This window comes from Paraburkholderia sp. SSBN10T (assembly GCF_056619545.1).
The window spans coordinates 56,939-83,807 of the sequence record NZ_JBWQQI010000007.1; the positions used below are offsets into that span (position 1 = coordinate 56,939).

Below are 26,869 nucleotides of genomic sequence, written 5' to 3' on the forward strand. Positions count from 1 at the left end.
AGCCGCTGGGCGGTTTGCCGCACATCCGCGGCGAGCGTAACCGCCTGCCATTCTCATCAATGCCTGCTGGGTCGGCTGAGATCGTAAAGACGGCGGCGCTGCATCTCGCCGATCACGCGCCTGCGCATCATCTCGCGCCGGTAGTGGGCTACCGCGAAAATCACCGCAAACAACAAAACCGAAAATCCAATTGCGGTGGCCAAAACAGTTTCGTCCATAGCGGCCTCTTCCCAGATGCTGCAGTCATCCGCAGCCGTATTCGCTTCACCACCCGCAATTCAAGACCCGCGCACGACCTGGTGAACGCAGTTAGTCACCGGTGCGGTATGCGCGCCACGCACTGCGCTTAGCGCTGACCTGCCTGCGACGTGCCGTTGCTACCTACACCGTAGCCGCTCGTATCGCCCTTCGCAGCGGCGACGCGGGCTTCGGCAGCCTGAATGTTTTCCGGGTAATGCATCCAGTCGCTCGGGTTGTAACCGGCCTTTTCGACCTGAACCAGGTCGGCACGTACTTGTGCGCGGGTCAGCCCCTGGTTCGACTGGGCAAATGCGGCGAGCGGCGCCGTAATCAGAGCAGCAATGACAACGGCTTCAATCAGCGACTTCATGACAACTACCTCCAGAGATTGTTTTATCCGGCGCCCCATCCACTTGGTGTGCGACCGATGTTCACAGTCTATGACCCCGACAACCTAGGGTAAATACTTAGATGCTGAATACACTGTTGTCAAAAACATCATAATTTCGAGATACCGTCTGACCATTGTTAACAGCGGGGTTTCCCCGCTCGTCCTAGCATCTAAGCGCCGGGTTAACAGATCGCCGCGGGCATCGGTTCTATCGCAGACCGCTTGCTGCGCGCGAGGCGCTGCAATCGCATCCTGACCATCACGCGGGCACGGACCCGCAAGCCGCAGCAGCCCGTCAGCCGGCCACGCAATGCGCGTGGCTGTTCGTACATGCATGCCGGTCATCGTCCGGTCGAACTGCAGACCGTGACGCGGCGGTGCAAGTGTCTTGAGATCTGAAAGTCGGCAATGAGCGAGGACCGGCCGGGGAAAGGGCTCAGATGTCAGAAAACCGCTCACAGACCACGGGCAAAATCGGGGGCGCGCAGATGCTCATGTTTCTTGATCAGGACATCGCGCACATCGCCTGCGTCATGCCGGCCGCCCTGGCCGAAGGCCGCGGCGGGCCGATCCTGTCTGCCGATTATTGGCGCCGGCGGCTCAACAGGCTGCTGGACGACAACCACCTGACGCGCGCGCAACTTTGCGCGCTCGACAACCTGTTGCTCCAGCTCGATGCCTTCGACGCTCGCCATCACCGCGTCGACGCAGCCAATCGATCGCCAGTGTCGCTCGATATCTCCACCACGCGAGCACCACGCCGGAAAGTCTCCTGAGCGTCTGCGGTTGCACCTTGGCCGTTCAACAACCGGCTCGGCACGTCTTCGGGTGAACTGTTGGCTTGATAACGTTGCTTCGCAAAACGTCTAACTAAGATGACTGCTGGCAAATTCTGAAGAGTCTCACCATGCGCTATCCGTTCGATATCGCCGTTGCCTACGCCTTGCTCCTGTTTGTGATGTGTTGCGTCGTGAAGCTGGCGCTGTCCTGATCCGTCTGCGCGCAGAGCCGGCTTCGCAACGCACTGAAGCGGGTTCGCGACGCCCCGCCGTCGCGTCCCTGCGCGCTCACTCCCCCGCCCTTTCGTCGCGTCCGGAAACCGCTCTCCCTCGCTTGACGCCGGCATCGCATGCCTTGCTGTCATCTGCGCACCCATGCGACAGTGATACAACGTGGCGTCGCTCCCGTTTGCGTCGTCCAGGAAGCGCAACTATCTTGCGCGGGACCGGAGCAAGCGCTAAAGCAAAGCGCTAACTCCAGTCGACAAAGGAGACATCCATGAATCTGATCCTCTGGCGTCACGCCGAAGCCGAAGACATCGCACCGAGCGATCTCGCCCGCCAATTGACCGTACGCGGCCGCAAGCAGGCACAAGCCGTGGCGAAATGGCTGCGCGCACGGCTCGACGAAGACGCCGTGATCCTCGCGAGCCCGGCCGCGCGCACGATCCAGACCGTCGAAAGCCTCACCGATCAATACCGAGTGGTGCGCGAACTCGCACCCGGCGCCAGCGCGGCTGACGTGCTTGCTGCTGCCGGCTGGCCGGACGGCATTGCGCCGACCGTGGTGATTGTCGGCCACCAGCCCACCTTGGGCCATGTCGCGGCGCAACTGCTCGCCAACAGCGAATCGAGCTGGCCCCTCAAGAAAGCCGGGCTGTGGTGGCTCTCCAGCCGCGAACGCGACGGCGACGAACAGGTCGTCCTGCGCGCCGCCATCGGCCCCGATCTGGTGTAACCCAGCGTAACCGGATTACGCGCGTCGAACCGGTTTAGCTTACGGACTGTCATCTAAAGGTCATGGCATTGCCATGCGAACGTCACCGTGCATTACTACATTGGCGAAAAAGTGAAATTCTCATTTTTCGACTTGGAACGCCACATGCCAGATTTGCCGACGTCCTCCCTGCCGCTCGCTTCGACCCTCGAGACGCGCCGTCGTCTGCCGCATGCCGAAGAGACGGTCACAGCGCAACACAGGCTGCAGGTCGCCTGGGCGCGCACCGATGAGGAGCTTCGCGAAGCCCAGCGTCTGCGTTACCGAGTCTTCGCCGAGGAAATGGGCGCACGCCTGACCGGCCCGGCCGGCCTCGACGTCGATGCCTTCGATCACTACTGCGATCACGTGCTGGTGCGCGATCTCGACACGCTCAAGGTGGTCGGCACCTACCGCGCCCTGCCGCCGCACCAGGCGGCGCGGATCGGCCGCCTGTACGCCGAGAGCGAGTTCGACGTCTCGCGTCTCACCCATCTGCGCGCGAAGATGGTCGAAGTGGGCCGCTCCTGCGTGCACCCGGACTACCGCAACGGCGCCGTGATCATGTCGCTGTGGGGCGGCCTCGCTGCCTACATGTTGCATAACGGCTACGAAACGATGCTCGGTTGCGCGAGCGTGGCGATGGCCGATGGCGGCCACTATGCGGCGAACCTGTACTGCGCGCTGCGCGACAACGCGATGACGGCGCAGGAGTACCGTGCCTTCCCGCACACGCCGCTGCCCGTCGACGAACTGCAAACCGGTGCGAAGGTCGCGCCGCCGCCGCTGGTCAAAGGCTATCTGCGACTCGGTGCCAAGATTTGTGGCGCGCCGGCTTGGGATCCTGACTTCAATACGGCTGACTTCCTGACGCTGCTGCGCCTGTCGGAAATCAATGCGCGCTATGCACGCCACTTCCTTGGCGATACGCTGCCGGGTTGATTTGAACACTAGGCTGGACACTGAGCGTAGCGCTACGCTGTCACCGTAAACAACAACAGCCCGGCAAGGACCACTTGCCGGGCTGTTTGCTTCAGAGATTCAATGCTGCCAATGCGCCGGCATCAACGCCATTGTGGCGAGCATCGTCTCGTGCGGGTCGTCAGTCGTCCGTATAAACAACCCGATACGAGATGCCGACCTTTTCCCACTCTGCCGCTTCCTGAATCAGGCTGTAGTCGGTGAGCGGGTTGTTGGCGACCCATTCCTTCGGCAGGCGCACTTCGTAGCCATTGTTGACGCGGCTCACGGCGATCCCCGGCAAACCGACGTCGGCACGGCGCCGGCACAGCAACGCCGCGAGGCGCAGGCAGAACAGCAGCGGCCATTCCACCTCGCGTGTTTGCGAGAGCTTGCCGAGCTTGCCCGCGTGTCCCAGCACGAGCGCGGCAAGGCGCGCCTGGTCGGTACGCGAAAAGCCCGGCATGTCCGCGTTGCTGGCGATATAGGCCGAGTGCTTGTGATACGCGCTGTGCGAGATCGACAGGCCGATCTCATGGAGCGAAGCAGCCCAGCCCAGGAACATGCGGTTCTCGCTACGACGTTCGTCATCGGGCTCGTCGAACTGGTCGTAAAAGCTCACTGCCAGTTCGCCGATGCGCCCCGCCTGCGCGCGATCGACGCCATAGCGCCGCATAAAGCCTTCCACCGTGACCGTGCGCATGTCTTCGTGCTGCGAACGCCCCAGCAGGTCGTACAGCACGCCCAGACGCAAGGCGCCGTCGGTGGTGTCGACATAGTCGACGCCCAGTTCGTCGAACACCGCCAGCATGATCGACAGGCCGCCCGCCAGCACCGGAATCCGGTCGGCCTTCAGCGCCACGAGTTTCAGCCGGTTGACGTTCTCCGCCTTGATCAGCGCGCGCTTCAGGCGTTCGAGGCCGCCGCGCGAGATGCCGTGCGTGATACCGGGATCGTTGAAGCCGTTCGCTTCGACCAGTTCCGCGAGCGCGCGAGCCGTGCCCGACGAGCCGATGGCCTGCTCCCAGCCGGTCTTCTTGTACTCGTTGGAAATGATCTGGATTTCGCGGCCGGCCGCGAGTTCGGCCTGGCGCATCGTGTACTCGTCGACGTTGCCTGCCGGGAAGAAGGCGCGGCTATGGCTCACGCAGCCGATATACAGGCTTTCCATCTTGATCGGCGTGTAGTGCGAGCCGATGATGAACTCGGTCGAGCCGCCGCCGATATCGACCACCAGCCGCTTGCCGGGACTAGCGGGCACCGAGTGCGCAGCGCCGGCATAGATCAGACGAGCCTCTTCGCGTCCGGCAATCACTTCGATCGGAAAACCCAGTGCGGCCTGCGCCTCGCCAAGAAACTCGCCGGCGTTCTTGGCGATCCGCAGCGTGTTGGTGGCGACCGCACGCACGTGATCGGGATGAAAGTCGCGCAGCCGTTCACCGAAGCGTTTGAGCGCATCCCAGCCGCGCACCTGCGATGCGCGGTCGAGCATCTTTTCGCTCGACAGGCCGGCCGCGAGCCGCACGGGCTCGCGCAGTGCATCGACCTGGTAGATCTGGCTGCCGGCATCGGTTTCCTCGACCCGGCCCACGATCAGCCGAAAGCTGTTCGAGCCAAGATCGACGGCGGCGAGAAGTTGTGGAGTGTGAACCATCGATTGAGCGGACTCCATGCGCGCAAGCGCGGCCCGCTTGTTGCTAGCCGCGCTGTTCAAAGACGACATTTTAAGCGTACCCGACCTCACGATGTAACCTTCGCGCATGATTGCATGCGATATGGTCCCATTTGACTGCGTCATATTTAAGACACAGCACGGATACAGCGTAAAATTGATGACAATTCCAATGTCATAAGAGCGTCATCATACTGTGAGAATTTCCGAGCGTCTTTCGCCGTCCCTTCCTGACCTTACATTCTCACCATCGATGTCCACCCGCTACCCTCTTTTAAATCGCGAACTGGGCATCCTGGGTTTTAACGAGCGTGTATTGGCGCAAGCCGCCGATCCCGCCGTGCCCTTGCTCGAGCGCCTGCGCTTCATCTGCATCACCAGCAGCAACCTCGACGAGTTCTTCGAAGTCCGCATGGCCGGGCTGCAGGAGCAAATGCGCGACAATCCGGGCGCGCTCTCGCCGGACGGCATGTCGCTGCAACACGTCTATGACCTCGTGGTCGAGCGCGCGCAGAAACTCGTGCATCGCCAATACCGCATGTTGCACGACACCGTGCTTTCCGCACTCGAACAGGAAGGTATTTATTTTCACGGCACTGAAGTCTGGAATGAAGCGCAGACCGAATGGGCGCGCAATTACTTTTTCGACGAATTACTGCCGGTTCTGACACCGATCGGGCTCGATCCCGCGCATCCATTCCCGCGCGTACTCAATAAAAGTCTGAACTTTGTGGTCGAGCTCGAGGGCAAGGATGCGTTCGGCCGCCAGGCGCTGATGGGCATCGTGCAGGCGCCCCGCGCATTGCCGCGCCTCGTGCGCATGCCGCAGGAACTGTCGGGCTATACGCACGGCTTCGTGCTGCTCAGCTCGCTCCTGCAGCGCTTCGTGGGCGAGCTGTTCCCGAATCTGGTGGTGCGCAGTTGCAACCAGTTCCGCATTACCCGCAACAGCGAACTGTTCGTCGACGAAGACGAAATCACCAATCTGCGCGTCGCGCTGCAGGGCGAACTGCCGGCGCGGCACCTGGGCAACGCGGTGCGTCTCGAAGTGTCGGCGGACACCCCGGCGCATCTGGTGCGGCGCCTGCTCGACGAAAGCGGCCTGTCGGAGAAGGACTGCTACTTCGTCGACGGCCCGGTGAACCTGGTGCGGCTGATGCAATTGCCGGAGATGGTCGACCGGCCGGATCTGAAATTCGTCCCGCATATTCCGTCGATCCCGCCGCAGATCGCCAACAGCGCGAGCCTGTTCGATGTGATCGATAACGGCGACGTGCTGCTGCATCACCCGTACGAAAGCTTCCAGCCGGTGCTCGAACTGCTGCTGCAGGCCGCCAAAGACCCGAACGTGATGGCGATCAAGCAGACCATCTATCGGACGGGCACCGATTCGCCGCTGATGGACGCGTTGATGCAGGCCGCGCGCAACGGCAAGGAAGTCACAGTGGTCGTGGAACTGCTGGCGCGCTTCGACGAAGAAACCAATATCAACTGGGCCGCACAGCTCGAAGCGGTGGGCGCGCATGTGGTCTACGGCGTGGTGGGCCACAAGTGCCACGCGAAGATGATGCTGATCGTGCGGCGTGTATCGCACAACGGCAAGATGACGCTCAAGCGCTATGCCCACCTCGGCACCGGCAACTATCACCCGCGCACCGCCCGGCTCTATACCGACTTCGGCTTGATGACAGCCGACCAGAAGATCTGCGAAGACGTGCACCACGTGTTCCAGCAGCTCACCGGCATCGGCGGCGAACTGAAACTGCACGAGCTGTGGCAGTCGCCGTTCACGCTGCATCCGAAGCTCGTCGAGGCGATTCGCGCCGAGGCGGACCATGCGCGCGCCGGCAAGAAAGCGCGCATCGTCGCCAAGATGAACGCGCTGCTCGAGCCGACCGTGATCGCCGAGCTGTACGAAGCGTCGCAGGCCGGCGTGAAGATCGACCTGATCGTGCGTGGCGTATGCTCGTTGCAACCGGGCGTGCCGGGGCTGTCGGAGAACATCACGGTGCGCTCGATTGTCGGGCGCTTCCTCGAACATCACCGCATCTTCTACTTCTACGACGACGGCAAGGAACAGGTGTACCTGTCGAGCGCGGACTGGATGGACCGCAATTTCTTCCGCCGCGTCGAAGTCGCGTTTCCGATCAACAATCGCCGCCTCAAGCGCCGCGTGATCGCCGAGGGTCTCTCGGCGTTCCTCGGCGACAACCAGTCGGCCTGGCTCATGCAAAGCGACGGCCACTATCGCCGGCGCCGGCCGGGTAAGTCCTCGCGTAACGCGCAGATGAGTCTGCTTGGGAAATTCTGCTCCTGATCAAGCCTGTCGTGCAGCGTAGCCGCTGGTACCGCGGCTACGCTGCGCGGGTCGTAAAAAAACCGCCTGACAAGGCGGTTTTTTTATTCGACCACAGCAGACGGCCGTCAAGCCGGTGCGGGCTGCCGCCGCGCCGTGCGGAACACCGGGAAGCGCACGGTGAACGTGCTGCCGCGCCCTTCTTCGCTCTTCACTTCGAGCTGCGCATCGTGCCGTTGCAGCACGTGCTTGACGATCGCCAGACCCAGGCCGGTACCACCGGTGTCGCGCGAGCGGCTGCGGTCGACCCGGTAGAAGCGTTCGGTGAGCCTCGGAATATCCGCGGCGGGAATCCCGAGGCCACTATCGACCACCGCGAAGGTCGCGCAACCGCCGTTCGCCTGCCACGTCACATGAATCTTGCCGCCGTCCGGCGTATAGCGGATCGCATTGGTCACCAGATTGCCGAGTGCGCTCAGGATCTCCGTTTCGACGCCGGTGACGGTCAGCCCTTCGTCGGCATCGAAGGTGATCAGATGATGATCGCTCGAGAGGTTTTCCGCGTCGTCACGCAAATGTCGCAGGACCGCGCGCATATCGATCATCTGGTCGCTCGGCGGCTTGTTGTCGCCTTCGAGCTTGGCAAGCACCAGCAGGTCGTTGACGATATGCCGCATGCGCGCCGCCTGCTGCTCCATCAGCTCGAGGTAGCGCGCGCGTTCGGCTTCGCCTAGCGGCAGTTCGCGCATCGTCTCCAGAAAGCCCGACAGCACGGTGAGCGGCGTCTTCAGTTCATGCGAGACATTGGCGACGAAGTCGCGCCGCATCGCATCGGTGCGCTCGAGTTCGGTGATGTCCTGCGACAACACCAGCTTGCGGTTCTCGCCATAAGGAAACACCTGCACCGACAGCACGTTCTGGCGCTTCTCGCCCATCCCGCGCATGATCAGCATATCTTCGTAGTGGTGCGAATTCAGATAGCGGACGAAGTCGGGCTGGCGCACGAGATGGGTGATGTGCTGACGCAGATCGCGCTTCGCATCGAGGCCGAAATGCACCTCGGAGATGGCGTTGCACCATTCGATCTGGTCATGATCGTCGAGCATCGCCACGCCGTTCGGCGACGCCTGAATCGCCTGGATGAAGCGCGAGTGCTGCTGCTCGACCTGGCGCACCTGGGCATGCCAGCGCTTCGCGAGCTTGTGCAAACGGTAATAAATTTCGCCCCAGATACCCGGTGCGCTCGGCACTTCGCCGTAGACAGGCGCATCGAGCAGACGCCACAGACGCTGTTTATGGAAGGTGCTGAAGACGCTCTGCGCGAGCAGTACGACGATTGCGAAGATCAGTGCCGTCCTGACGTTGACGAACACGCCCAGCAACGCGCACAGAACAGCAAGCAGCACGACCGACACAATGGAACGCGCCCAGATGATGTTCATGTTCTAGCGATCGAAGAGAAAACCATGCGCCGCGATCGGTCCCGCGGCATTGTCATTCATGCGGCGATACGCCCGGCCAGGCGTGTCGCGCATGCCGGATCTTGCCGGTCGGCCGTTAAGCGCTTTTCGCGAGCCGGTAACCGCTGCCCCGGACCGTTTCAATCATAGCATCGCACCCCGCCGGTTTCAGCGCGGCGCGCAGGCGCTTGATATGGACGTCCACCGTGCGCTCTTCTACGAACACGTGGTCGCCCCACACCTGATCGAGCAGTTGCGTACGGCTATGCACGCGCTCCGGATGGGTCATGAAGAAGTGCAGCAGGCGGAACTCGGTCGGACCGAGATCGAGCTTGATCTCGCTGCCTTCCGCATGCGCCGCGACGCGATGCGTGGCCGGATCGAGCTTGAGCCCGTTGATCGCGACCACATCCTCGGTCAACTGCGGCGCCCGGCGGCGCAACACCGCCTTGATGCGCGCCATCAGTTCCTTCGGCGAGAACGGCTTGGTGACGTAATCGTCCGCGCCGATCTCGAGGCCGAGCACCTTGTCCTGTTCATCGCCACGTGCGGTCAGCATGATGATCGGAATGTGCTTGGTCCGTTCGTTGTTACGCAGATCGCGTGCGAATGCGATGCCCGATTTACCCGGCAGCATCCAGTCGAGCAGGACGAGGTCAGGCAACACGTCACTGATCAGGTTCTGTGCCTGTTCCGCGTTGTAAGCGCGGATCGGGCAATGGCCCGCGTGCTGAAGATTGACCGAAATCAGTTCGGAAATAGCGGGCTCATCTTCAATGACGAGAATGCTGCTGGGCATCGACACCTCTTGACCTTTTAAGCAGGGGTTAACTAAGCGCTTCGCGCTCGAGCGCGTCGCGCGACTTGTGCCGCACGTCGGTGCCCTTGACGATGTAGATGATGAATTCCGCGATGTTCTTCGCGTGGTCGCCGATCCGCTCGATCGCCTTGGCGATGAACAGGAAATCGAGGCCCACCGAAATCGAACGCGGATCTTCGGTCATGTACGAAATCAGCTTGCGCACGAAGGCACGGAATTCCTCGTCGATCGCCTTGTCGTCGCGCACGATCTGCGCGGCCGCGACCGTGTCGAGGCGCGCAAACGCGTCGAGCGCGCGGCGCAGGATCGACACCGCCATCTCGCCCGACAGCTTGATCTCGGCGATATTGATCTGGCGCGACGCACCGTCTTCCATCAGGCGCTTGGTGCGCTTGGCGATCTTTTCGGCCTCGTCGCCGGCGCGCTCGAGATTCGTGATGGTCTTCGAAATCGCGATCAGCAGGCGCAGGTCGCGCGCGGCCGGCTGGCGGCGCGCGATGATGTTGCTGCACTCTTCGTCGATCTCGACTTCCATCTGGTTCAGGCGATCTTCGGCAGCGATCACCTGCTCGCACATGTCGAGGTCGAAATTGTTGAGCGCGATCATCGCATTGACGATCTGCGACTCGACGAGTCCGCCCATTTCGAGAACCTTCGACGAAGCGAGATTCAGATCGGCGTCGAACTGACTGGAGAGGTGTTTGTCGGACATGTCATGCTCCCTAATGGTGCAGCTCGGGGTTAGCCGAAGCGGCCGGTAATGTAGTCCTCGGTTTCCTTGCGGACCGGCTTGATGAAGATCTTTTCGGTATCACCGAATTCGATCAGCTCGCCGAGGTACATGTAGGCAGTGTAGTCCGAACAACGCGCTGCCTGCTGCATGTTGTGGGTAACGATCACCACGGTGTAATCGCTCTTCAGTTCCGCGATCAGCTCTTCGATGCGGCCCGTCGAAATCGGGTCGAGCGCCGAGCACGGCTCGTCGAGCAACAGCACTTCCGGACGGATCGCGATGCCGCGCGCAATGCACAGGCGCTGCTGCTGGCCACCCGAGAGGCCGTAGCCGCTCTGCCCGAGCTTGTCCTTCACTTCGTTCCACAGCGCGGCCTTGGTCAACGCCCATTCGACCCGGTCGTCCATTTCCGAGCGCGGCAGCGTTTCGAACATCTTCACGCCGAATGCGATGTTGTCGTAGATCGACATCGGGAACGGCGTCGGCTTCTGGAACACCATGCCGATCCGCGCGCGCAGCAGCGAAATATCGCGCTTGGTGGTCAGCAGGTTTTCGCCGTCCATAAGGATTTCGCCTTCGGCGCGCTGCTCGGGATAGAGCGCGTACATCTTGTTGAAGGTGCGCAGCAGCGTGGACTTGCCGCAGCCCGACGGGCCGATGAACGCGGTCACCTTGCCTTCGGGAATCTGCAGATTGATGTTCTTCAGCGCATGGTACTTGCCGTAGAAGAAGTTGAGGTCGTTGACCTTGATCTTCGGCTGCGCCGACGCTTGGGCACTGGCGCCCTGGGCGGGGTCGAAACCGGCGGGCGCGGTGGGACGCGCGGTCGGATTGAGTTGAGTTTCTGCCATGTTCATCGGATTACTCCGCCCTTACTTTTTCGAAAAGATCGTACGCGCGAGGATGTTCAGGCCCAGCACCCCCAGCGTGATCAGGAAAACGCCGGCCCATGCAAGCGATTGCCACTGCGGGAAGGCGCTCATCGCAAACTGATAGATCGTGACCGGCAGGTTTGCGACCGGCTGATTCATGTTCCATGAGAAGAACTGATTCGACATCGCGGTGAACAGCAGCGGCGCGGTTTCACCGGCAATCCGGGCGACGCCGAGCAGCACGCCGGTGATGATGCCGGCAATCGACGCCTTCAAGGTAATCGACAGCACCATCTTCCACTTCGGCGTGCCGAGCGCAAAGGCCGCTTCACGCAGCGCGTTCGGCACCAGCTTCAGCATGTTTTCGGTCGTGCGGATCACGATCGGGATCTGCAGCAGCGCCAGCGCGAACACGCCGGCCCAGCCGCTGAAGTGACCGAGCTTCGCGACGACGAGAGCGTACACGAACAGGCCCACGACGATCGACGGCGCCGACAACAGGATGTCGTTGATAAAGCGCGTGACGCTGGCGAGCCAGCCCTTCTGGCCATACTCGGCCAGATAGACGCCGGCGAGAATGCCGATCGGCGTGCCGACGAAAGTGGCCAGCACGATCAGCATCAGGCTGCCGACGATCGCATTTTGCAGGCCGCCGCCATCGGTGTTCGGCGGCGGGGTCGACTGCGTGAACAGCTCGACCGACATGCCGCCGATGCCGAGGCGCAGGGTCGTGTAGAGAATCCAGATCAGCCAGATCAGGCCGAAGGCCATGGCGGCGAGCGAGAGCGTCAGCGCAATCGCGTTGGTGACGCGGCGGCGGCCTTGCAGCTTGACCCGCATGGCCTCCAGCGCGGCCGGATCCACCGAACCCGGCATCTTCATGGTGGGCTGGCTCATTTTGCGCCCTCCCCTTTCTCGAGGCGAAGCAGCATGATCTTCGAGATCGCCAGCACGATAAACGTAATCACAAACAGGATCAGGCCCAGTTCCATCAGCGCCGAAGTATGCAGGCCCGGCTCCGCTTCCGCGAATTCGTTGGCCAGCGCCGAGGTAATGCTGTTACCCGGTGAAAACAGCGAGACGTTGTCGAGCAGATTGGTGTTGCCGATCACGAACGTGACCGCCATCGTCTCGCCGAGCGCGCGGCCCAGACCCAGCATCACGCCGCCGATCACGCCGCTCTTGGTGAACGGCAGGACGATCTTCCACATGACTTCCCACGTCGTGCAGCCGATGCCGTACGCCGATTCCTTCAGCAGGACCGGCGTGACTTCGAACACGTCGCGCATCACCGAGGCGATGTACGGAATGATCATGATGGCGAGGATCACGCCCGCGCACAGAATGCCGATACCGATCGGCGGGCCCTGGAAGAACATGCCGACGAACGGCACGCCGCCGAGCACGACGCCAAGCGGCTTTTCAAACCAGGTGGCGAAGATCGGCGCGAACACCAGCAGACCCCACATGCCGTAAACGATCGACGGAATCGCGGCCAGCAGTTCAATGGCAATGCCGAGCGGCCGGCGCAACCATGCCGGCGACAGTTCAGTGAGGAACAGCGCGATGCCGAAGCTAACCGGCACGGCGATCACGAGTGCGATGATCGAGGTGGCGATCGTGCCGTAGATCGGCACGAGCGCGCCGAACTTCTGGCTGGGTGGATCCCAGTCGGCCGTCCAGAGGAAGCTCAGGCCGAATTGTCTGATCGAGGGCAGCGAAGCGACGATCAGCGAAACGATGATGCCGCCTAGCAGCAGGAGGGTGACGATCGCGGAGAGGCGCGTGAGACCGCCAAAAATGACATCGCCGGCGCGACTGGGCGCTTTCTGCTGCGCCGCGCTGCCGGGAGTGCTCGACACGAGAGGGATGTCGGACATGGGGACCTATGTACCTGTGACCAGATGCCGCGTGACACAACGCCACGCAACCAGCGCTACAGCCGCCCAGCCTCACATGAGGCTGGGCGGCTTGTTACTACGCGTTTGACGCTTACTCGGCGATTGCCTTGCCCGATGCGTCCTTCACCTTCTCTTTCCACTGCGTCTTGATTTCCGTCACGACCGATTCCGGCAGCGAGATGTAGTCAAGATCGTTTGCAGCCTGGCCGCCGTTCTTGAACGCCCAGTCGAAGAACTTCAGCGTTTCGGCGCCTTGCGGTGCCTTGTCTTGCGTCGTGTGCAGCAGCACGAACGTCGCGCCGACGATCGGCCATGCGTTCTTGCCCGGCTCGTTCGTCAGGATCTGGTAGAACGACTTCGACCAGTCAGCGCCGGCTGCCGCTGCCTTGAACGTGTCCGTTTCCGGCTCAACCACTGCGCCCGACGAGTTCTTCATCGCAACGTAGTTCATGTGGTTTTGCTTGGCGTACGCCCATTCGACGTAACCGATAGCGCCCGGCAGACGTTGCACGAAGGCTGCGACGCCGTCGTTGCCCTTGCCGCCCGTGCCCGTCGGCCAGCTAACCGTTGCGCCTTCGCCGACCTTCGACTTCCAGTCTGCGTTGACCTTCGACAGGTAGTTCGTCCAGATGAAGCTGGTGCCCGAACCGTCAGCACGGCGCACCACCGCGATGTCCGTATCCGGCAGCTTTGCCTTCGGGTTCAGTGCGGCGATCGCCGGATCGTTCCACTTCTTGATCTTGCCCAGGTAGATGTCGCCGAGCACTTCGCCCGACAGCGTCAGTTGGCCCGGGGTCACGCCCGGCAGGTTCACAACCGGCACCACGCCGCCGACCACCGTCGGGAACTGGAACAGGCCTTCCTTGGCCAGTTCGTCGTCCTTCAGCGGAGCGTCCGAGCCTGCGAAATCAACCGTCTTGGCGATGATCTGCTTGATGCCGCCCGACGAACCGATGCCCTGGTAGTTGACCTTGCCGCCGCCCGACTTCTGATAAGCGTCAGCCCACTTCGTATAGATGGGTGCTGCAAAGGTGCTGCCCGCGCCGGTAATGTCGGCGGCTTGCGCTGCGATCGCGAAGAGCGCGCCAGCCAGGCCAGCGAACGCGGTTTGCATCAATTTCATGAGACCTCCAGTGGTGTGAGCGGATTACACGACACCGCGAAGAATAGGGTCTCTTTGTGACAGTAACGTGACGAACCGTGAAAACCACGTGACAGTATGGTTACAGCAATGAAAGTAAGATTTGGCTGATGAAAGCTGCCGGAGCGGCGTTTTCGCCATGTTTGTAGAGATTAGGCGAAAAATGCGCGGCGAGAACGTTTGCGTGTCGATGAAGGGTTTCTGGAAGGGGGCTCGATCGAAACGGAAGCCGTCAGTAAGGGCGGGAACCCATGGCGCGATAGCCGGGCTCCCCTCGGCGAAAGGAAGGCGCGACGCCGCGACAATTGGCCGCGGCGACGCACACTCCCGCCCTGACGGGGCGGCTTCCCGATCAGGCGGTTGCCTGCTTGACCACGCTGGCAATGGCCTCGGCATGCTCAACCGCGTCGTCCACCCGCTGGGCTTCGACCATCACACGCAGCACCGGCTCGGTGCCGGAAGCGCGGATCAACACCCGGCCGTGCCCTTCCAGCGCTGCCTCGGCTGCGCTGATGGCGCGACGGATCGGATCGCTGCCCTTCCAGTCCGCCCCCGGTTGCATCCGCACATTGATCAGCTTCTGCGGGAACAGCGTCACGCCTTCGAGCAGTTGGCCGAGCGTCTTGCCGCTGCGCTTCATGGCCGCCAGCACCAGCAGCGATGACACGATTCCGTCACCGGTCGAATGGCGGTCGAGCGAGAGGATGTGGCCGGAACCCTCGGCCCCCAGTTGCCAGCCGTGTTCGCGCAGTTGTTCGAGCACGTAACGGTCGCCGACCGCCGCGCGCACGAACTGCACGCCGGCGCGCTGCAGCGCCACTTCGACCGCCATATTGGTCATCAGCGTGCCGACCGCGCCTTCCACCTTGCCGTCGGTTTCAATGCGATCCTTGACCAGCACATACAGCAGTTCATCGCCGTTGTAGAGGCGGCCGGCGGCGTCGACCACCTGCAGGCGGTCGGCGTCGCCATCCAGCGCGATGCCGAGGTCAGCGTGGTTGGCCCGCACCGCGCGCACCAGCGCGTCCGGCGCGGTCGCGCCGACGCCGTCGTTGATGTTGAAGCCGTTCGGCGCGACGCCGATCGGGATCACGTCTGCCCCGAGCTCATGGAATACGTGCGGCGCGATGTGATACGCCGCACCGTGCGCGCAATCGACCACCAGCTTCATGCCGCGCAGATCGAAGGCGGCCGGGAAGGTGCTCTTGCAGAACTCGATATAGCGGCCAGCGGCGTCATCCAGACGGCGCGCCTTGCCGAGCTGCTCGGAGGCGGCGCAGTCGAGCGGCTGCTCCAGTTGCTCCTCGATCTTCAGCTCGACTTCGTCGGGCAACTTGTCGCCGTGGGCGGAGAAGAACTTGATGCCGTTGTCGTAGTAGGGATTGTGCGACGCGCTGATCACCACCCCGGCCGCAAGGCGCAAGGCGCGCGTGAGATAGGCGATGCCCGGCGTGGGCATCGGACCGGCCAGCATGACGTCGACGCCTGCGGCCGAAAAACCCGCCTCCAGCGCGGCTTCGAGCATATAGCCCGAGACGCGCGTGTCCTTGCCGATCAGGACAGTCGGACGCTGGCCGCTGTTGACCCAGCGGTCCCCGCCCGCCAGCACCTTGCCGGCGGCGTAACCCAGCCGCAATACGAAATCCGGCGTGATCGGCGCCTCGCCAACCTTGCCGCGAATGCCATCGGTACCGAAAAAGCGACGTGCCATCTTGATGTTTTCCTTTCTCTTCGAAGGGTCAGTTGCGACGCGCTGCGTCGCGCATGGCTGCCCAAACTTTTAATGCATCGACTGTCTGCGCCACATCATGCACGCGCAATATCGCGGCGCCCCGCTCGGCGGCGCACACCGCCGCAGCGATGCTTGCGGCCAGCCGCTCGGACGCCGCCCGGCCCGTGACCGCGCCGAGCATCGACTTGCGCGATATGCCGACCAGAATGGGAAACGGTGCGGGAAACGGCGGCTCGCCGCGCGGCGCCGTGTCAGGCAAGCGGGCGAGCAACGCGTAGTTGTGTTCGATCACCGCCTTGCCGAAGCCGAAGCCGGGATCGACGCTGATGCGCCGTTTCGCAATACCCGCCTGCGTCAACGCAGCGACCCGTTGCTCCAGGAACGCCCGCACCTCGCCGACGACGTCCTGATAGGCGGGCTCGCCCAGTTGCATGGTCTGCGGCTCGCCCAGCATATGCATGACGCACAGGCCGCATTGGCTGTCGCGCACGGCCTCGAGCGCACCGGGCATGCGAAAGCCCCAGATGTCGTTGACGAGATCCGCGCCTGCGGCCAGCGCGTGGCGCATCACTTCGGGCTTATAGGTGTCGACGGACAGCGGCACCTGGGCGCCGCGCAACTGTTCGATGAGCGGAATCACCCGCTCCAGTTCCTCGTCGAGCGACACCGGCGGCGCACCGGGACGGGTCGATTCGCCGCCGATATCGATGATGTCGGCGCCGTCGAGCATCATCCGCTCGGCCTGGCGCAGCGCATCGCCGCGCATCGCGAACTTGCCGCCGTCGGAGAACGAATCGGGTGTGACGTTGAGAATGCCCATCACCAACGGGCGCTCGAAGCTCAGCGTGAAGCGGCCGCATTGCAACGGCTCGGGGGTGGGGAGAAACGATAATGCGGTGTTCGACACGTTACGGGCCATACCAGCAGGCAAATCAGATGAATGCAAAACGGGCCGGTGTGAAATCACACCGGCCCGTGCTTTGGACGTTGCTTCGATCAGGCCGGCGCAGTCGCGCTGCCCGGCTTCACCTCAGTGCCCGTGCTGCCGCCCGACGAAGCGTCGCTTGCCGACGGCGGCGAACTCTTCGGCGCGCGCGGCGGACGGCCAGCCATGATGTCGTTGATCTGATCGGCGTCGATCGTCTCCCACTCCATCAGGGCCGCAGTCATCGCTTCGACCTTGTCGCGGTTTTCGTCCAGCAGGCGCTTGGCGAGGCCGTACTGTTCGTCCAGCACACGGCGGATTTCCGCGTCGACCTTCTGCTGCGTCGCTTCCGAAATGGTGCGCGTGAAGCCGCGGCCGAACGGCGTAGCGTCATTCTCGTCGTCCACGTAGACCATCGGTCCGAGCGCATCGGTCATGCCGAAGCGGGCCACCATGGCGCGGGCCGTAGCCGTAGCCTTGTTGAAGTCGTCCGAGGCGCCCGTGCTGATCAGGTTCAGGAACAGCTCTTCCGCCACCCGGCCGCCGAACAGAATCGCCAGACGGTCCAGCAGGTAGTCCTTCGAGTACGTTTCGTTATCGTGCTCCGGCAACTGCCACGTCACACCCAGCGCACGACCGCGCGGGATGATGGTGACCTTGTGAACCGGATCGGCCTTCGGCAACAGCTTGGCGATCACCGCATGGCCCGACTCGTGGTACGCCGTGGCGCGCTTCGATTCTTCGCGGATCACGGCCGACTTGCGCTCCGGACCCATGAAGATCTTGTCCTTCGCGTCTTCGAAGTCGATCATTTCGACGATGCGCTTGCCGCGGCGTGCCGCGAACAGTGCCGCTTCGTTCACGAGATTCGCGAGGTCAGCACCCGAAAAGCCCGGTGTGCCGCGTGCGATCACCGCTGCGTCGACGTCGTTCGAGATCGGCACCTTGCGCAGGTGCACCTTCATGATGTGTTCGCGGCCGCGGATGTCCGGCAGACCGACATAGACCTGGCGGTCGAAACGGCCCGGACGCAGCAGCGCCTTGTCCAGCACGTCCGAACGGTTCGTGGCGGCGATCACGATCACGCCCGAGTTCGCTTCGAAGCCGTCCATCTCGACCAGCATCTGGTTCAGCGTCTGTTCGCGTTCGTCGTTACCACCGCCCATGCCGGCGCCGCGATGACGGCCGACCGCGTCGATTTCGTCGATGAACACGATACACGGAGCGTGCTTCTTGGCCTGTTCGAACATGTCGCGCACACGCGCCGCGCCGACACCGACGAACATTTCCACGAAGTCCGAACCGGAAATGCTGAAGAACGGTACTTTCGCTTCGCCGGCAATTGCGCGGGCGAGCAGCGTCTTGCCGGTTCCCGGCGGCCCGACCAGCAGCACGCCGCGCGGGATGCGCCCGCCGAGCTTCTGGAATTTTTGCGGATCGCGCAGGAAGTCGACCAGTTCCGAGACTTCTTCCTTGGCTTCGTCGCAACCGGCGACGTCAGTGAAATTGATGGCGTTGTTGTTCTCGTCGATCAGACGTGCGCGGGATTTGCCGAACGAGAACGCCCCGCCTTTCCCGCCCCCCTGCATCTGCCTCATCATGTAGAACCAGAACCCGATAATCAGGATTGTCGGTCCGAGGTAATACAGCGCGGACATCAGCGCGCTCGGTTCGTCATCGGCCTTGCCGCTCACCTGAACGCCGTACTTCATCAGGTCGCCGACCATCCAGATGTCGCCGGGCGACACGATCTGGTATTTCTGGCCGTCTGCTGGAGTGACCGTGAGGTTACGCCCCTGAACGATGACGTTCTTGACCTTGCCGTTCTTTGCGTCGTCCATGAACTGCGAATAGGAAACGCCTTCCTGGATACGGGGCTTGTCGAACTGCTTGAACACCGTAAACAGCACCAGTGCGATAACCAGCCACACTGCTGCCTTCGAAAACATATTGTTGTTCAAAGCACCACTCCTTCACTCATAGACGGGCGCCTACATTTGCCTTGCGGCACCACTAAAGCATTCTAATCCAGTCCGCAGACCCCTGCCATAACGTTTCGCTACCACAGAAATAGCGCAAGACGCTGTCCCAGTGCCGCTTTTCCGACAAATCTGGAACTCAAAAAGGTCGCGGGACGCTCACTGGGGTATCCACTTAAGCGGGCCGTTTCAGATGCTTACCCAAAATAAAAGTCTCGGACGATTTATCGCGCGACGCTTTCGGCTTGCGCGCGGCCACCGTCTTAAACTGCTGCTTGAACTTTTCGACAATCTGGCTGTAACCGCTGCCGTGAAAGCATTTGACTAAAAGGGCACCATCCGGCTTCAGATGATTCTGCGAGAATTCCAGCGCGAGATCGCATACATGCTCGATCCGCGCGGCGTCCGCGAGCGCCACACCCGACAGGTTGGGCGCCATATCCGAAATTACAAGATCGACCTGACGCTCTCCGACCAATTCTTCCAGTTGGTGCAGAACCGTGTCCTCGCGGAAGTCGCCCTGGATGAAGGTGACATCGGCAATCGGCTCCATCGGCAACAGGTCGAGCGCGATAATCGTGCCGTCGATGCCGCCTTCGCGCGCCGCATCGCGCTTCGCGCCCTGCGCCAGCTTGTTGCGGGCGTACTGGCTCCAGCTACCGGGCGCCGAGCCGAGGTCGACAATGACCTGGCCGGGACGGATCAGCTTGTCCTGTTCGTCTATTTCCTTCAGTTTGTAGGCTGCACGGGCACGGTAACCCTCCCGCTGCGCCAGTTTCACGTACGGATCGTTGATGTGATCGTGCAACCACGACGTGTTGAACTTGTTTTTTGCCATTAAACGTTGAACTCTTGCTGCGTGATGTCGCGCTTTTAGCGGATAATACGCGTTTAATTTGCGCGGCTGTCAGCGCATGGGTCATCAACCCGTGAGCCATCAACCGCGTTCTCTGTTGTTCTGACGCGCCGCCCTGCCTGATCGAGCCCAATAAGCGACCCAATCGCTCGAAAATGCAGGCGCCGCCATTTTAGTCGAGTCTCCCACTTTCCATGCCAGCCCTCAAAGTCTCTTCCGATCAACGCGCCGAGTTGCGCTCCCAGGCACATGCGCTCAAACCGGTCGTGCTCATCGGCGCCGAGGGCTTGACTGACGCCGTTCTGGCCGAAATCAAGGTCCACCTTGGCGCGCATCAGCTAATCAAGATTCGCGTGTTCGGCGACGAACGCGAAGAACGGATTGCCATCTACGAACAGATCTGCGACACGCTGAACGCCGCGCCGATCCAGCATATCGGCAAGCTGCTGGTGATCTGGAAGTCGGAAGCGGCGGCCCGGCCCGCTAGCCGCGCCAAACGTGGCGAACTGCCGAGCGCCCGCCAGGCGGCATCTGAAGAAACCAAGCCGGGTAAAGGCCGTGCCCCGCGCGTCGTCACGGTGGTCAAGCCCTCCGAAATCCCGATGCGCAAGCCGAAGCCCAAGAAAGTCGTGGTGCGCGGCAACGAACGCGTCACCGCGGGCGGCAATATCAAGCGCGCCAAGAAGCGCCAGACCAGCGCCAAGCGCCCGCATCAGGCAGTAAAGTAAGCGGCTCTGGAGGCTGAGGAGGCTGCGGGCGCCTTTTGCCCGCAGCGCAGTGAAGCGTTCGTCGTGTGACGTTCGCGGTACGTCACCTGCGGCATTTCACGCGCGGTGGTTCACCAGCGGTACTTCACCCGCAGTACTTCACCATTAGCCGGCGGCGCCCTTACCCGCTGCGCCTTGGACCCCTTTCCTGGGCTCCATTCCCGGAGCTCACCACGCTCGCTTCGACGGGCAGCTTCCACACCAGTGCAACCGCGAGCAAGCTCTCGATCAGATAAAACAGGCTCGACACGCCGTGCAGCACACCGAAGCGCGTCGCGTCCGGAGAATGAGCGACATCCGTGCCCGCCTCGAGCGCAGCCATGCGGATTGCATTCATGAAAGGCTGTAGCGCAAAGTATCCGAGCAGCACGCACACCAGCATCCCGGCAATCAGCCAGCGCAGACGGCGATAAGCGTTGTTGCCGCGGCGGATCAGCCCGTTGGCGAGCACCAGCAGCACGGCCCCGCACACTACGCCAAGCACGCCTTCGATGAGAAACAGTTGTGCCGCGACCGCGCCCGCCGAGATCCGGTCGAGCGAGTTGAACAGCACGGGCGCAACCGCATAGCCGATCGTGAGCAGACTGCCGACCCACACAACGGTAAGCAACCGGAACACCCGATGCGGCATGGGGGACACCTGAGTAGACACCTGGGCGGCCTTTAGACGTAGCTGACGGCGATGATTTCGTACTCGCGCACGCCGCCCGGCGCCTGCACCGAGGCCACGTCGCCTTCCGACTTGCCGATCAGAGCCCGTGCAATCGGCGAGCTGATCGAAATCAGACCGTGCTCGAGATCCGCTTCGTCGTCGCCGACGATCTGGTATTTGACCGACGCACCCGAATCGAGGTCTTCAAGCTCCACGGTCGCGCCGAACACGACGCGACCGTCGGCGTCTACCGCCGCGGGATCGATAATCTGCGCACCGGCCAGCTTCGACTCGATTTCCGCAATGCGGCCCTCGATAAAGCCTTGCTTCTCTTTCGCAGCGTCGTACTCGGCGTTTTCCGACAGGTCGCCTTGGGCACGTGCTTCGGCGATCGAGTTGATGACCGCCGGACGATCAACCGATTTCAGGCGCTGCAGTTCATCGCGCAACTTGTTGGCGCCGCGCGTCGTCAATGGAATAGTGCTCATAAACAGCTCTAGTGGCAAAAAACGGCCATAAAAAAAATCACCGCGGTTAAGTGCATCCCCGCTGGCGCCTTAGCCCGGGCAAAGCCCATGCCGGTACCTTGGGGGACGCCGCTTAACCGCGGCACTTACATCTCGGACAGGTATTCGAAGCCTTAGTTTAGGCGAGCGTGGAGTCCTTGTAAATCATAGACTTCCAGGTCCTTCAGATACCGCAAGCCTTCGACCGCAGCCCTTGCACCCGACATCGTCGTGTAGTACGTGACCTTGTTCGCCTGGGCGCTCATGCGGATTGAGCGCGAATCGGCAATCGCAGCGCGGGTTTCGTCGACGGTCGTGAAGACCAGCGCGATTTCGCCGTTCTTGATCATGTCGACGATGTGCGGACGGCCGTCCTTCACCTTGTTGACGACCTTGACCGGAACGCCGGCCGCTTCGATCGCGGCAGCCGTACCCTTGGTTGCAACGAGCGGGTAGCCCAGTTCGTGCAGCATGCGCGCGACTTCGACGGCCTTCGGCTTGTCGGCGTCCATCACGGTCAGAAGCACCGTGCCCGACTCCGGCAGACGCGAGCCTGCGGCGAGCTGCGACTTGAAGAGCGCCTCGCCGAAGGTCTGGCCCACGCCCATCACCTCGCCGGTCGAACGCATTTCCGGTCCGAGCACCGGGTCGACCGCCGGGAACTTGACGAACGGGAACACCGCTTCCTTCACGCTGAAGTACGGCGGATCGATTTCCTTCGTCACGCCCTGCTCGGCCAGCTTCTGGCCGACCATCGCACGTGCTGCGATCTTGGCGAGCGGCAGGCTGGTCGCCTTCGAGACATACGGCACCGTGCGCGAAGCGCGCGGGTTCACTTCGAGCACGTAGATCACGTCCTCTTTCGAGCCGTCCGCTTGCGGCACTTGCTGGATCGCGAACTGCACGTTCATCAGGCCGATCACGTTCAACGCCCTGGCCATCGCGCCGGTCTGGCGCTTCAGTTCAGCCACGGTTTCCTTCGACAGCGAGTACGGCGGCAGCGAGCAAGCCGAGTCGCCCGAGTGCACGCCCGCCTGTTCGATGTGCTCCATCACGCCGCCGATAAACACGGCGTCGCCATCGGAGATGCAATCCACGTCGCATTCGATCGCGTCGTTCAGGAAGCGGTCGAGCAGCACCGGCGAATCGTTCGACACCTTCACGGCCTCGCGCATATAGCGCTCGAGGTCGCGCGGCTCGTGGACGATTTCCATGGCACGGCCGCCCAGCACGTACGACGGACGCACCACCAGCGGATAGCCAATCTCGTCGGCGAGCTTGAGCGCTTCGTCTTCGGCGCGCGCAGTGCGGTTCGGCGGCTGGCGCAGGCCGAGGTCCTGCAGCAGCTTCTGGAAGCGTTCGCGGTCTTCGGCCGCGTCGATCATATCGGGCGAAGTGCCGATGATCGGCACGCCGTTCGCCTCGAGATCGAGCGCGAGCTTCAGCGGGGTCTGGCCGCCATACTGGACGATCACGCCGACCGGCTTTTCCTTGTCGACGATTTCGAGCACGTCTTCGAGTGTCAACGATTCGAAGTACAGACGGTCGGAGGTGTCGTAGTCGGTCGAAACGGTCTCGGGGTTGCAGTTGACCATGATCGTTTCATAGCCGTCTTCGCGCATGGCGAGCGCGGCGTGCACGCAGCAATAGTCGAACTCGATACCCTGGCCGATCCGGTTCGGGCCGCCGCCCAGCACCATGATCTTCTTGTTGCTGGTCGGGTTCGCTTCGCACTCTTCCTCGTAGGTCGAGTACATGTACGCCGTCTTGGTGGCGAACTCGGCCGCGCAGGTATCGACGCGCTTGTAGACCGGGCGTACGTTCAGTTCGATCCGGCGTTGCCGCACTTCAGCCGGCTTCGCGCCGAGCAGCCTGGCGAGGCGACGATCCGAAAAACCGCTTTGCTTCAGATACTTCAGTTCTTCCTTCGACAGGCTCGCCAGCGTGCGGCCACCCAGCGCCTTTTCCTTCAGGATGATCTGTTCGATCTGCGCGAGGAACCACGGATCGATGGCGGTCTCTTCGAAGATTTCCGCGGCGCTCATGCCGATACGGAACGCGTCGCCCACGTACCAGATCCGGTCCGGACCGGCTTCGCCGATCTCGCGGATGATCTCGTCGCGGCTGGTGGTTTTTTCGTCCAGGCCGTCCACGCCGACTTCGAGACCGCGCAGCGCCTTCTGGAACGACTCCTGGAAGGTACGGCCGATTGCCATCACTTCGCCGACCGACTTCATCTGCGTGGTCAGGCGCGGGTCGGCTTCGCGGAACTTCTCGAACGCGAAACGCGGAATCTTGGTGACGACGTAGTCGATCGTCGGTTCGAACGACGCCGGGGTCTGGCCGCCGGTGATTTCGTTCTTCAGTTCATCGAGCGTGTAGCCGCAGGCGAGCTTCGCCGCGACCTTGGCAATCGGAAAGCCGGTGGCCTTCGAAGCCAGCGCCGACGAACGCGACACGCGCGGATTCATTTCGATCACGATCATCCGGCCATCTTTCGGATTGATCGAAAACTGCACGTTCGAGCCACCGGTATCCACGCCGATCTCGCGCAGCACCGCGAGCGATGCGTTACGCAGGATCTGGTATTCCTTGTCGGTAAGCGTCTGCGCCGGCGCGACGGTGATCGAGTCGCCGGTGTGGATGCCCATCGGGTCCAGATTTTCGATCGAGCAGACGATGATGCAGTTGTCCTTCTTGTCGCGGACCACTTCCATCTCATACTCTTTCCAGCCGAGCAGCGATTCTTCGATCAGCAGTTCGCGCGTCGGCGACAGGTCCAGGCCGCGCTTGCAGATCTCTTCGAACTCGTCACGGTTGTAGGCGATGCCGCCGCCCGAACCGCCGAGCGTGAACGACGGACGGATCACCACCGGGTAGCCGCCGCTGCCGGTTTCGGCTGCGATCTGCGCCTGCACTTGCAGCGCTTCTTCCATGGAATGCGCGGTGCCCGACTTGGCCGAACCGAGACCGATCTTCGTCATCGCGTCCTTGAACTTCTGGCGGTCTTCCGCCTTGTCGATGGCTTCCGGCGACGCGCCGATCAGCTCGACCTTGTACTTTTCCAGCACGCCGTGCGCGTGCAGATCGAGCGCGCAGTTCAGCGCGGTCTGGCCGCCCATCGTCGGCAGGATCGCGTCCGGGCGCTCCTTGGCGATGATGCGCTCCACCACTTCCCAGGTGATCGGCTCGATGTAGGTCACGTCGGCCGTGTTCGGGTCGGTCATGATCGTCGCCGGATTGCTGTTGACGAGAATGACCTTGTAGCCTTCCTCACGCAGCGCCTTGCACGCCTGCGCGCCCGAGTAATCGAACTCGCACGCCTGGCCGATGATGATCGGACCCGCGCCGATGATGAGGATGCTCTTGATGTCTGTCCGCTTGGGCATAACGCTCTCGCTAATGTATTCCTGAATTCTTTCCGTTGGCGCGCTGCACCGCTGCTGCCGGAGCCGTTGTTTCCGTTGGCTTCCCGCTGCCGCGGCGGCGCGCTCTGTTCTGTGCGCTTGCGCAAGCGTCCGGCGCTGTTACCACCGGTGCTCCGCGTTGCGCGGGCGTCTTCTTATATACAGACGCCTGGACGCCTTATCTGGCCAGCTTATCTGGCCACACTCTAGGCAGCCGCAGCGGCCGCCGTCGTGCCGGCTTTCTTGTGGTCCATCAAGCCGGTGAAGCGATCGAACAGATAAGCAATGTCGTGCGGACCAGGCGACGCTTCCGGGTGACCCTGGAAGCAGAAAGCCGGCTTGTCGGTCAGCGCAAAGCCTTGCAGCGTGCCGTCGAACAGCGACACGTGGGTGACGCGCGCATTGGCCGGCAGCGTGGCGGCGTCGACTGCGAAACCATGGTTCTGCGACGTGATGACCACGCGGCCGTCGTCGAGATCCTTCACCGGATGGTTCGCGCCGTGGTGGCCGGTCTTCATCTTCATCGTCTTCGCGCCGACCGCGAGACCCATGATCTGGTGGCCGAGACAAATGCCGAAGGTCGGGATGCCGCGCTCGATCAGCTCTCTGGTAGCTGCGATCGCGTAGTCACACGGCTCCGGGTCGCCCGGGCCGTTGGAGAGGAACACGCCGTCCGGATTGAGCGCCAGCGCGTCCGCCGCGGTGGCTTGCGCCGGCAGCACGGTGACGTGGCAGCCGCGCTCGGCCAGAATGCGCAGGATGTTGTACTTGACGCCGTAGTCGAACGCGACCACCCGGTACTTCGGCGCACTCTGCGTGCCGTAGCCGCTGCCCAGTCGCCACTCGGTCTGGGTCCACTCGAACGATTCCTTCGTCGACACAACCTTGGCCAGATCCATGCCGGCAAGACCCGGGAACGAGCGTGCCAGTTCGATTGTCTTGGCTTCGTCATCCGACCCGCCCAGAATCGCGCCGTTCTGCGCACCCTTGTCGCGCAGCACGCGCGTCAGCTTGCGGGTGTCGAGGCCGGCGATGGCCACCACGCCTTCGTCCTGCAGGTATTGCGAGAGCGTGCGCTCCATGCGGAAATTCGAGGCGAGAACCGGCAGATCGCGGATGATGAGGCCGGCGGCATGGACTTTCGTGGCTTCGACATCTTCGGCGTTCACGCCGACGTTGCCGATATGCGGATACGTGAGGGTCACGATCTGACGCGCGTAGCTCGGGTCAGTCAGGATTTCCTGATAACCGGTGATAGCGGTGTTGAAAACGACTTCGCCAATCGTATGGCCGGGGGCGCCGATCGAGTAGCCACGAAAGACCGTGCCGTCGGCGAGCGCGAGCAGAGCGGGAGAAAAAGACGGCAACACGGGAGACTCCTTGGGGGAACACCCTGTGCCGACCTGTCTATCCGAGCCGTGCGAGCCGCAGCGAGGCGCATCGGCGTGATGCGCGCGCAGGCTCGCTCGCGTATCGCAGCAGACGTCGCAAGGGCGCGATGGATCCATTGTATGGATTGATCGGCTGGGTGCGGTGCGTCAGCCGCGCGCGGCGGATGAACGGTGTGGGAGAGGTAGGCGCTAGGGTGCGGGTTGATAAGCTCAAACCTTGGAATTATAGCTCTAAAGTGCCCCTCTCTCCAAATGTGAGATAGCTCCGGGACCGGGCGCAGAGCCCTCCCGGACACGCCAAGGCCTTTATCCATAAGGCTCTCAGGCCATCGCATCCTGATTTAGGCAGCGACGTCGGGATATCAAACAGCTCCGGCCTGAAAGCAGCCCGCAGGCCACCGGCGAAGCGGCTC

The 26,869-nt window shown here is 62.4% G+C and carries 23 protein-coding genes; 5 read left to right on the forward strand and 18 right to left on the reverse strand.

Annotated features, from left to right (window positions below):
• Positions 1–56 precede the first annotated feature (56 nt).
• Complete coding sequence (locus AC1ECK_RS12825) at positions 57–218, reverse strand: hypothetical protein (protein WP_480319557.1); 162 nt, start codon at positions 216–218, stop codon at positions 57–59.
• A gap of 128 nt (positions 219–346) precedes the next feature.
• Complete coding sequence (locus AC1ECK_RS12830) at positions 347–610, reverse strand: DUF4148 domain-containing protein (RefSeq protein WP_480319559.1); 264 nt, start codon at positions 608–610, stop codon at positions 347–349.
• Between the two features lie 461 nt (positions 611–1,071).
• Here AC1ECK_RS12830 and AC1ECK_RS12835 point away from each other — a divergent pair, with 461 nt between their 5' ends.
• The 3 genes from AC1ECK_RS12835 (at position 1,072) to AC1ECK_RS12845 (ending at position 3,328) form a co-directional block, all read left to right on the forward strand.
• Complete coding sequence (locus tag AC1ECK_RS12835; RefSeq protein WP_480319561.1) at positions 1,072–1,407, forward strand: hypothetical protein; 336 nt, start codon at positions 1,072–1,074, stop codon at positions 1,405–1,407.
• Positions 1,408–1,909: 502 nt separating this feature from the next.
• On the forward strand, positions 1,910–2,368 hold the full coding sequence (sixA, locus tag AC1ECK_RS12840; protein ID WP_480319563.1) for a phosphohistidine phosphatase SixA: 459 nt from the start codon (positions 1,910–1,912) through the stop codon (positions 2,366–2,368).
• Positions 2,369–2,512: 144 nt separating this feature from the next.
• Positions 2,513–3,328 carry a GNAT family N-acetyltransferase gene (locus tag AC1ECK_RS12845; RefSeq protein ID WP_480319565.1) on the forward strand — a complete coding sequence of 272 codons (816 nt, stop codon included), beginning with the start codon at positions 2,513–2,515 and terminating at the stop codon, positions 3,326–3,328.
• A gap of 160 nt (positions 3,329–3,488) precedes the next feature.
• On the opposite strand, the gene ppx is transcribed toward AC1ECK_RS12845, so the two are convergent.
• Positions 3,489–5,069, reverse strand: coding sequence for an exopolyphosphatase (gene ppx, locus AC1ECK_RS12850; protein ID WP_480319567.1), 1,581 nt, complete (start codon positions 5,067–5,069; stop codon positions 3,489–3,491).
• A gap of 202 nt (positions 5,070–5,271) precedes the next feature.
• On the opposite strand from ppx, the gene ppk1 reads away from it, so the two are divergent.
• The gene (gene ppk1 / locus AC1ECK_RS12855) at positions 5,272–7,335 is read left to right on the forward strand and encodes a polyphosphate kinase 1 (protein WP_480319569.1); all 2,064 of its coding nucleotides are present in this window, start codon (positions 5,272–5,274) and stop codon (positions 7,333–7,335) included.
• A 107-nt stretch (positions 7,336–7,442) separates the two neighbouring features.
• Here ppk1 and phoR read toward each other — a convergent pair whose 3' ends face one another.
• The 11 genes from phoR to AC1ECK_RS12910 form a co-directional block, all read right to left on the reverse strand.
• Complete coding sequence (phoR, locus tag AC1ECK_RS12860; RefSeq protein WP_480319571.1) at positions 7,443–8,756, reverse strand: phosphate regulon sensor histidine kinase PhoR; 1,314 nt, start codon at positions 8,754–8,756, stop codon at positions 7,443–7,445.
• A gap of 115 nt (positions 8,757–8,871) precedes the next feature.
• Complete coding sequence (phoB, locus tag AC1ECK_RS12865; protein ID WP_006051991.1) at positions 8,872–9,573, reverse strand: phosphate regulon transcriptional regulator PhoB; 702 nt, start codon at positions 9,571–9,573, stop codon at positions 8,872–8,874.
• 28 nt (positions 9,574–9,601) lie between these two features.
• Positions 9,602–10,306 carry a phosphate signaling complex protein PhoU gene (phoU, locus tag AC1ECK_RS12870; RefSeq protein ID WP_090684287.1) on the reverse strand — a complete coding sequence of 235 codons (705 nt, stop codon included), beginning with the start codon at positions 10,304–10,306 and terminating at the stop codon, positions 9,602–9,604.
• 29 nt (positions 10,307–10,335) lie between these two features.
• Positions 10,336–11,184, reverse strand: coding sequence for a phosphate ABC transporter ATP-binding protein PstB (pstB, locus tag AC1ECK_RS12875; RefSeq protein ID WP_480319574.1), 849 nt, complete (start codon positions 11,182–11,184; stop codon positions 10,336–10,338).
• 15 nt (positions 11,185–11,199) lie between these two features.
• Positions 11,200–12,096, reverse strand: coding sequence for a phosphate ABC transporter permease PstA (pstA, locus tag AC1ECK_RS12880; RefSeq protein ID WP_480319576.1), 897 nt, complete (start codon positions 12,094–12,096; stop codon positions 11,200–11,202).
• The gene (gene pstC, locus AC1ECK_RS12885) at positions 12,093–13,079 is read right to left on the reverse strand and encodes a phosphate ABC transporter permease PstC (RefSeq protein ID WP_480319578.1); all 987 of its coding nucleotides are present in this window, start codon (positions 13,077–13,079) and stop codon (positions 12,093–12,095) included. Before pstC ends, pstA begins: the two co-directional genes overlap by 4 nt.
• Positions 13,080–13,191: 112 nt before the next feature.
• The gene (pstS, locus tag AC1ECK_RS12890; protein WP_480319580.1) at positions 13,192–14,223 is read right to left on the reverse strand and encodes a phosphate ABC transporter substrate-binding protein PstS; all 1,032 of its coding nucleotides are present in this window, start codon (positions 14,221–14,223) and stop codon (positions 13,192–13,194) included.
• 370 nt (positions 14,224–14,593) lie between these two features.
• Positions 14,594–15,952, reverse strand: coding sequence for a phosphoglucosamine mutase (gene glmM / locus AC1ECK_RS12895; protein ID WP_480319582.1), 1,359 nt, complete (start codon positions 15,950–15,952; stop codon positions 14,594–14,596).
• Positions 15,953–15,980: 28 nt separating this feature from the next.
• Positions 15,981–16,793 carry a dihydropteroate synthase gene (gene folP / locus AC1ECK_RS12900; RefSeq protein WP_480320117.1) on the reverse strand — a complete coding sequence of 271 codons (813 nt, stop codon included), beginning with the start codon at positions 16,791–16,793 and terminating at the stop codon, positions 15,981–15,983.
• Positions 16,794–16,969: 176 nt separating this feature from the next.
• Positions 16,970–18,859, reverse strand: a complete 1,890-nt coding sequence (gene ftsH / locus AC1ECK_RS12905; RefSeq protein WP_480319584.1) for an ATP-dependent zinc metalloprotease FtsH — start codon at positions 18,857–18,859, stop codon at positions 16,970–16,972.
• 193 nt (positions 18,860–19,052) lie between these two features.
• Complete coding sequence (locus tag AC1ECK_RS12910) at positions 19,053–19,715, reverse strand: RlmE family RNA methyltransferase (RefSeq protein WP_480319586.1); 663 nt, start codon at positions 19,713–19,715, stop codon at positions 19,053–19,055.
• A gap of 212 nt (positions 19,716–19,927) precedes the next feature.
• Between AC1ECK_RS12910 and AC1ECK_RS12915 the strand changes: the two genes are divergently transcribed.
• A complete protein-coding gene (locus AC1ECK_RS12915) occupies positions 19,928–20,461 on the forward strand; it encodes a YhbY family RNA-binding protein (RefSeq protein ID WP_480319588.1) in 534 nt (177 codons plus the stop codon).
• Between the two features lie 160 nt (positions 20,462–20,621).
• Here the strand turns inward: AC1ECK_RS12915 and AC1ECK_RS12920 are convergent, their stop codons facing one another.
• The 4 genes from AC1ECK_RS12920 to carA all read right to left on the reverse strand — a co-directional run bounded on the left by AC1ECK_RS12920 (position 20,622) and on the right by carA (position 26,435).
• Complete coding sequence (locus AC1ECK_RS12920; RefSeq protein WP_480319590.1) at positions 20,622–21,131, reverse strand: DUF4149 domain-containing protein; 510 nt, start codon at positions 21,129–21,131, stop codon at positions 20,622–20,624.
• A gap of 32 nt (positions 21,132–21,163) precedes the next feature.
• Positions 21,164–21,640 carry a transcription elongation factor GreA gene (gene greA / locus AC1ECK_RS12925; RefSeq protein ID WP_480319593.1) on the reverse strand — a complete coding sequence of 159 codons (477 nt, stop codon included), beginning with the start codon at positions 21,638–21,640 and terminating at the stop codon, positions 21,164–21,166.
• A 152-nt stretch (positions 21,641–21,792) separates the two neighbouring features.
• A complete protein-coding gene (gene carB / locus AC1ECK_RS12930) occupies positions 21,793–25,047 on the reverse strand; it encodes a carbamoyl-phosphate synthase large subunit (RefSeq protein WP_480319596.1) in 3,255 nt (1,084 codons plus the stop codon).
• A 224-nt stretch (positions 25,048–25,271) separates the two neighbouring features.
• Entirely contained in the window at positions 25,272–26,435 is a 1,164-nt protein-coding gene (gene carA / locus AC1ECK_RS12935) for a glutamine-hydrolyzing carbamoyl-phosphate synthase small subunit (protein ID WP_480319598.1), read from the reverse strand.
• Between the last annotated feature and the right edge of the window lie 434 nt (positions 26,436–26,869).

Coding starts and splice junctions, on each gene's coding strand:
- AC1ECK_RS12825 (WP_480319557.1), bottom strand. CDS start 218: ATGGACGAAACTGTTTTGGCCACCGCAATTGGATTTTCGGTTTTGTTG.
- ppk1 (WP_480319569.1), top strand. CDS start 5,272: ATGTCCACCCGCTACCCTCTTTTAAATCGCGAACTGGGCATCCTGGGT.
- AC1ECK_RS12920 (WP_480319590.1), bottom strand. CDS start 21,131: ATGCCGCATCGGGTGTTCCGGTTGCTTACCGTTGTGTGGGTCGGCAGT.
- ppx (WP_480319567.1), bottom strand. CDS start 5,069: ATGTCGTCTTTGAACAGCGCGGCTAGCAACAAGCGGGCCGCGCTTGCG.
- glmM (WP_480319582.1), bottom strand. CDS start 15,952: ATGGCACGTCGCTTTTTCGGTACCGATGGCATTCGCGGCAAGGTTGGC.
- AC1ECK_RS12830 (WP_480319559.1), bottom strand. CDS start 610: ATGAAGTCGCTGATTGAAGCCGTTGTCATTGCTGCTCTGATTACGGCG.
- phoU (WP_090684287.1), bottom strand. CDS start 10,306: ATGTCCGACAAACACCTCTCCAGTCAGTTCGACGCCGATCTGAATCTC.
- pstB (WP_480319574.1), bottom strand. CDS start 11,184: ATGAACATGGCAGAAACTCAACTCAATCCGACCGCGCGTCCCACCGCG.
- pstC (WP_480319578.1), bottom strand. CDS start 13,079: ATGTCCGACATCCCTCTCGTGTCGAGCACTCCCGGCAGCGCGGCGCAG.
- greA (WP_480319593.1), bottom strand. CDS start 21,640: ATGAGCACTATTCCATTGACGACGCGCGGCGCCAACAAGTTGCGCGAT.
- pstA (WP_480319576.1), bottom strand. CDS start 12,096: ATGAGCCAGCCCACCATGAAGATGCCGGGTTCGGTGGATCCGGCCGCG.
- pstS (WP_480319580.1), bottom strand. CDS start 14,223: ATGAAATTGATGCAAACCGCGTTCGCTGGCCTGGCTGGCGCGCTCTTC.
- AC1ECK_RS12845 (WP_480319565.1), top strand. CDS start 2,513: ATGCCAGATTTGCCGACGTCCTCCCTGCCGCTCGCTTCGACCCTCGAG.
- carB (WP_480319596.1), bottom strand. CDS start 25,047: ATGCCCAAGCGGACAGACATCAAGAGCATCCTCATCATCGGCGCGGGT.
- phoB (WP_006051991.1), bottom strand. CDS start 9,573: ATGCCCAGCAGCATTCTCGTCATTGAAGATGAGCCCGCTATTTCCGAA.
- AC1ECK_RS12910 (WP_480319586.1), bottom strand. CDS start 19,715: ATGGCAAAAAACAAGTTCAACACGTCGTGGTTGCACGATCACATCAAC.
- sixA (WP_480319563.1), top strand. CDS start 1,910: ATGAATCTGATCCTCTGGCGTCACGCCGAAGCCGAAGACATCGCACCG.
- AC1ECK_RS12835 (WP_480319561.1), top strand. CDS start 1,072: ATGTCAGAAAACCGCTCACAGACCACGGGCAAAATCGGGGGCGCGCAG.
- phoR (WP_480319571.1), bottom strand. CDS start 8,756: ATGAACATCATCTGGGCGCGTTCCATTGTGTCGGTCGTGCTGCTTGCT.
- AC1ECK_RS12915 (WP_480319588.1), top strand. CDS start 19,928: ATGCCAGCCCTCAAAGTCTCTTCCGATCAACGCGCCGAGTTGCGCTCC.
- folP (WP_480320117.1), bottom strand. CDS start 16,793: ATGGGCATTCTCAACGTCACACCCGATTCGTTCTCCGACGGCGGCAAG.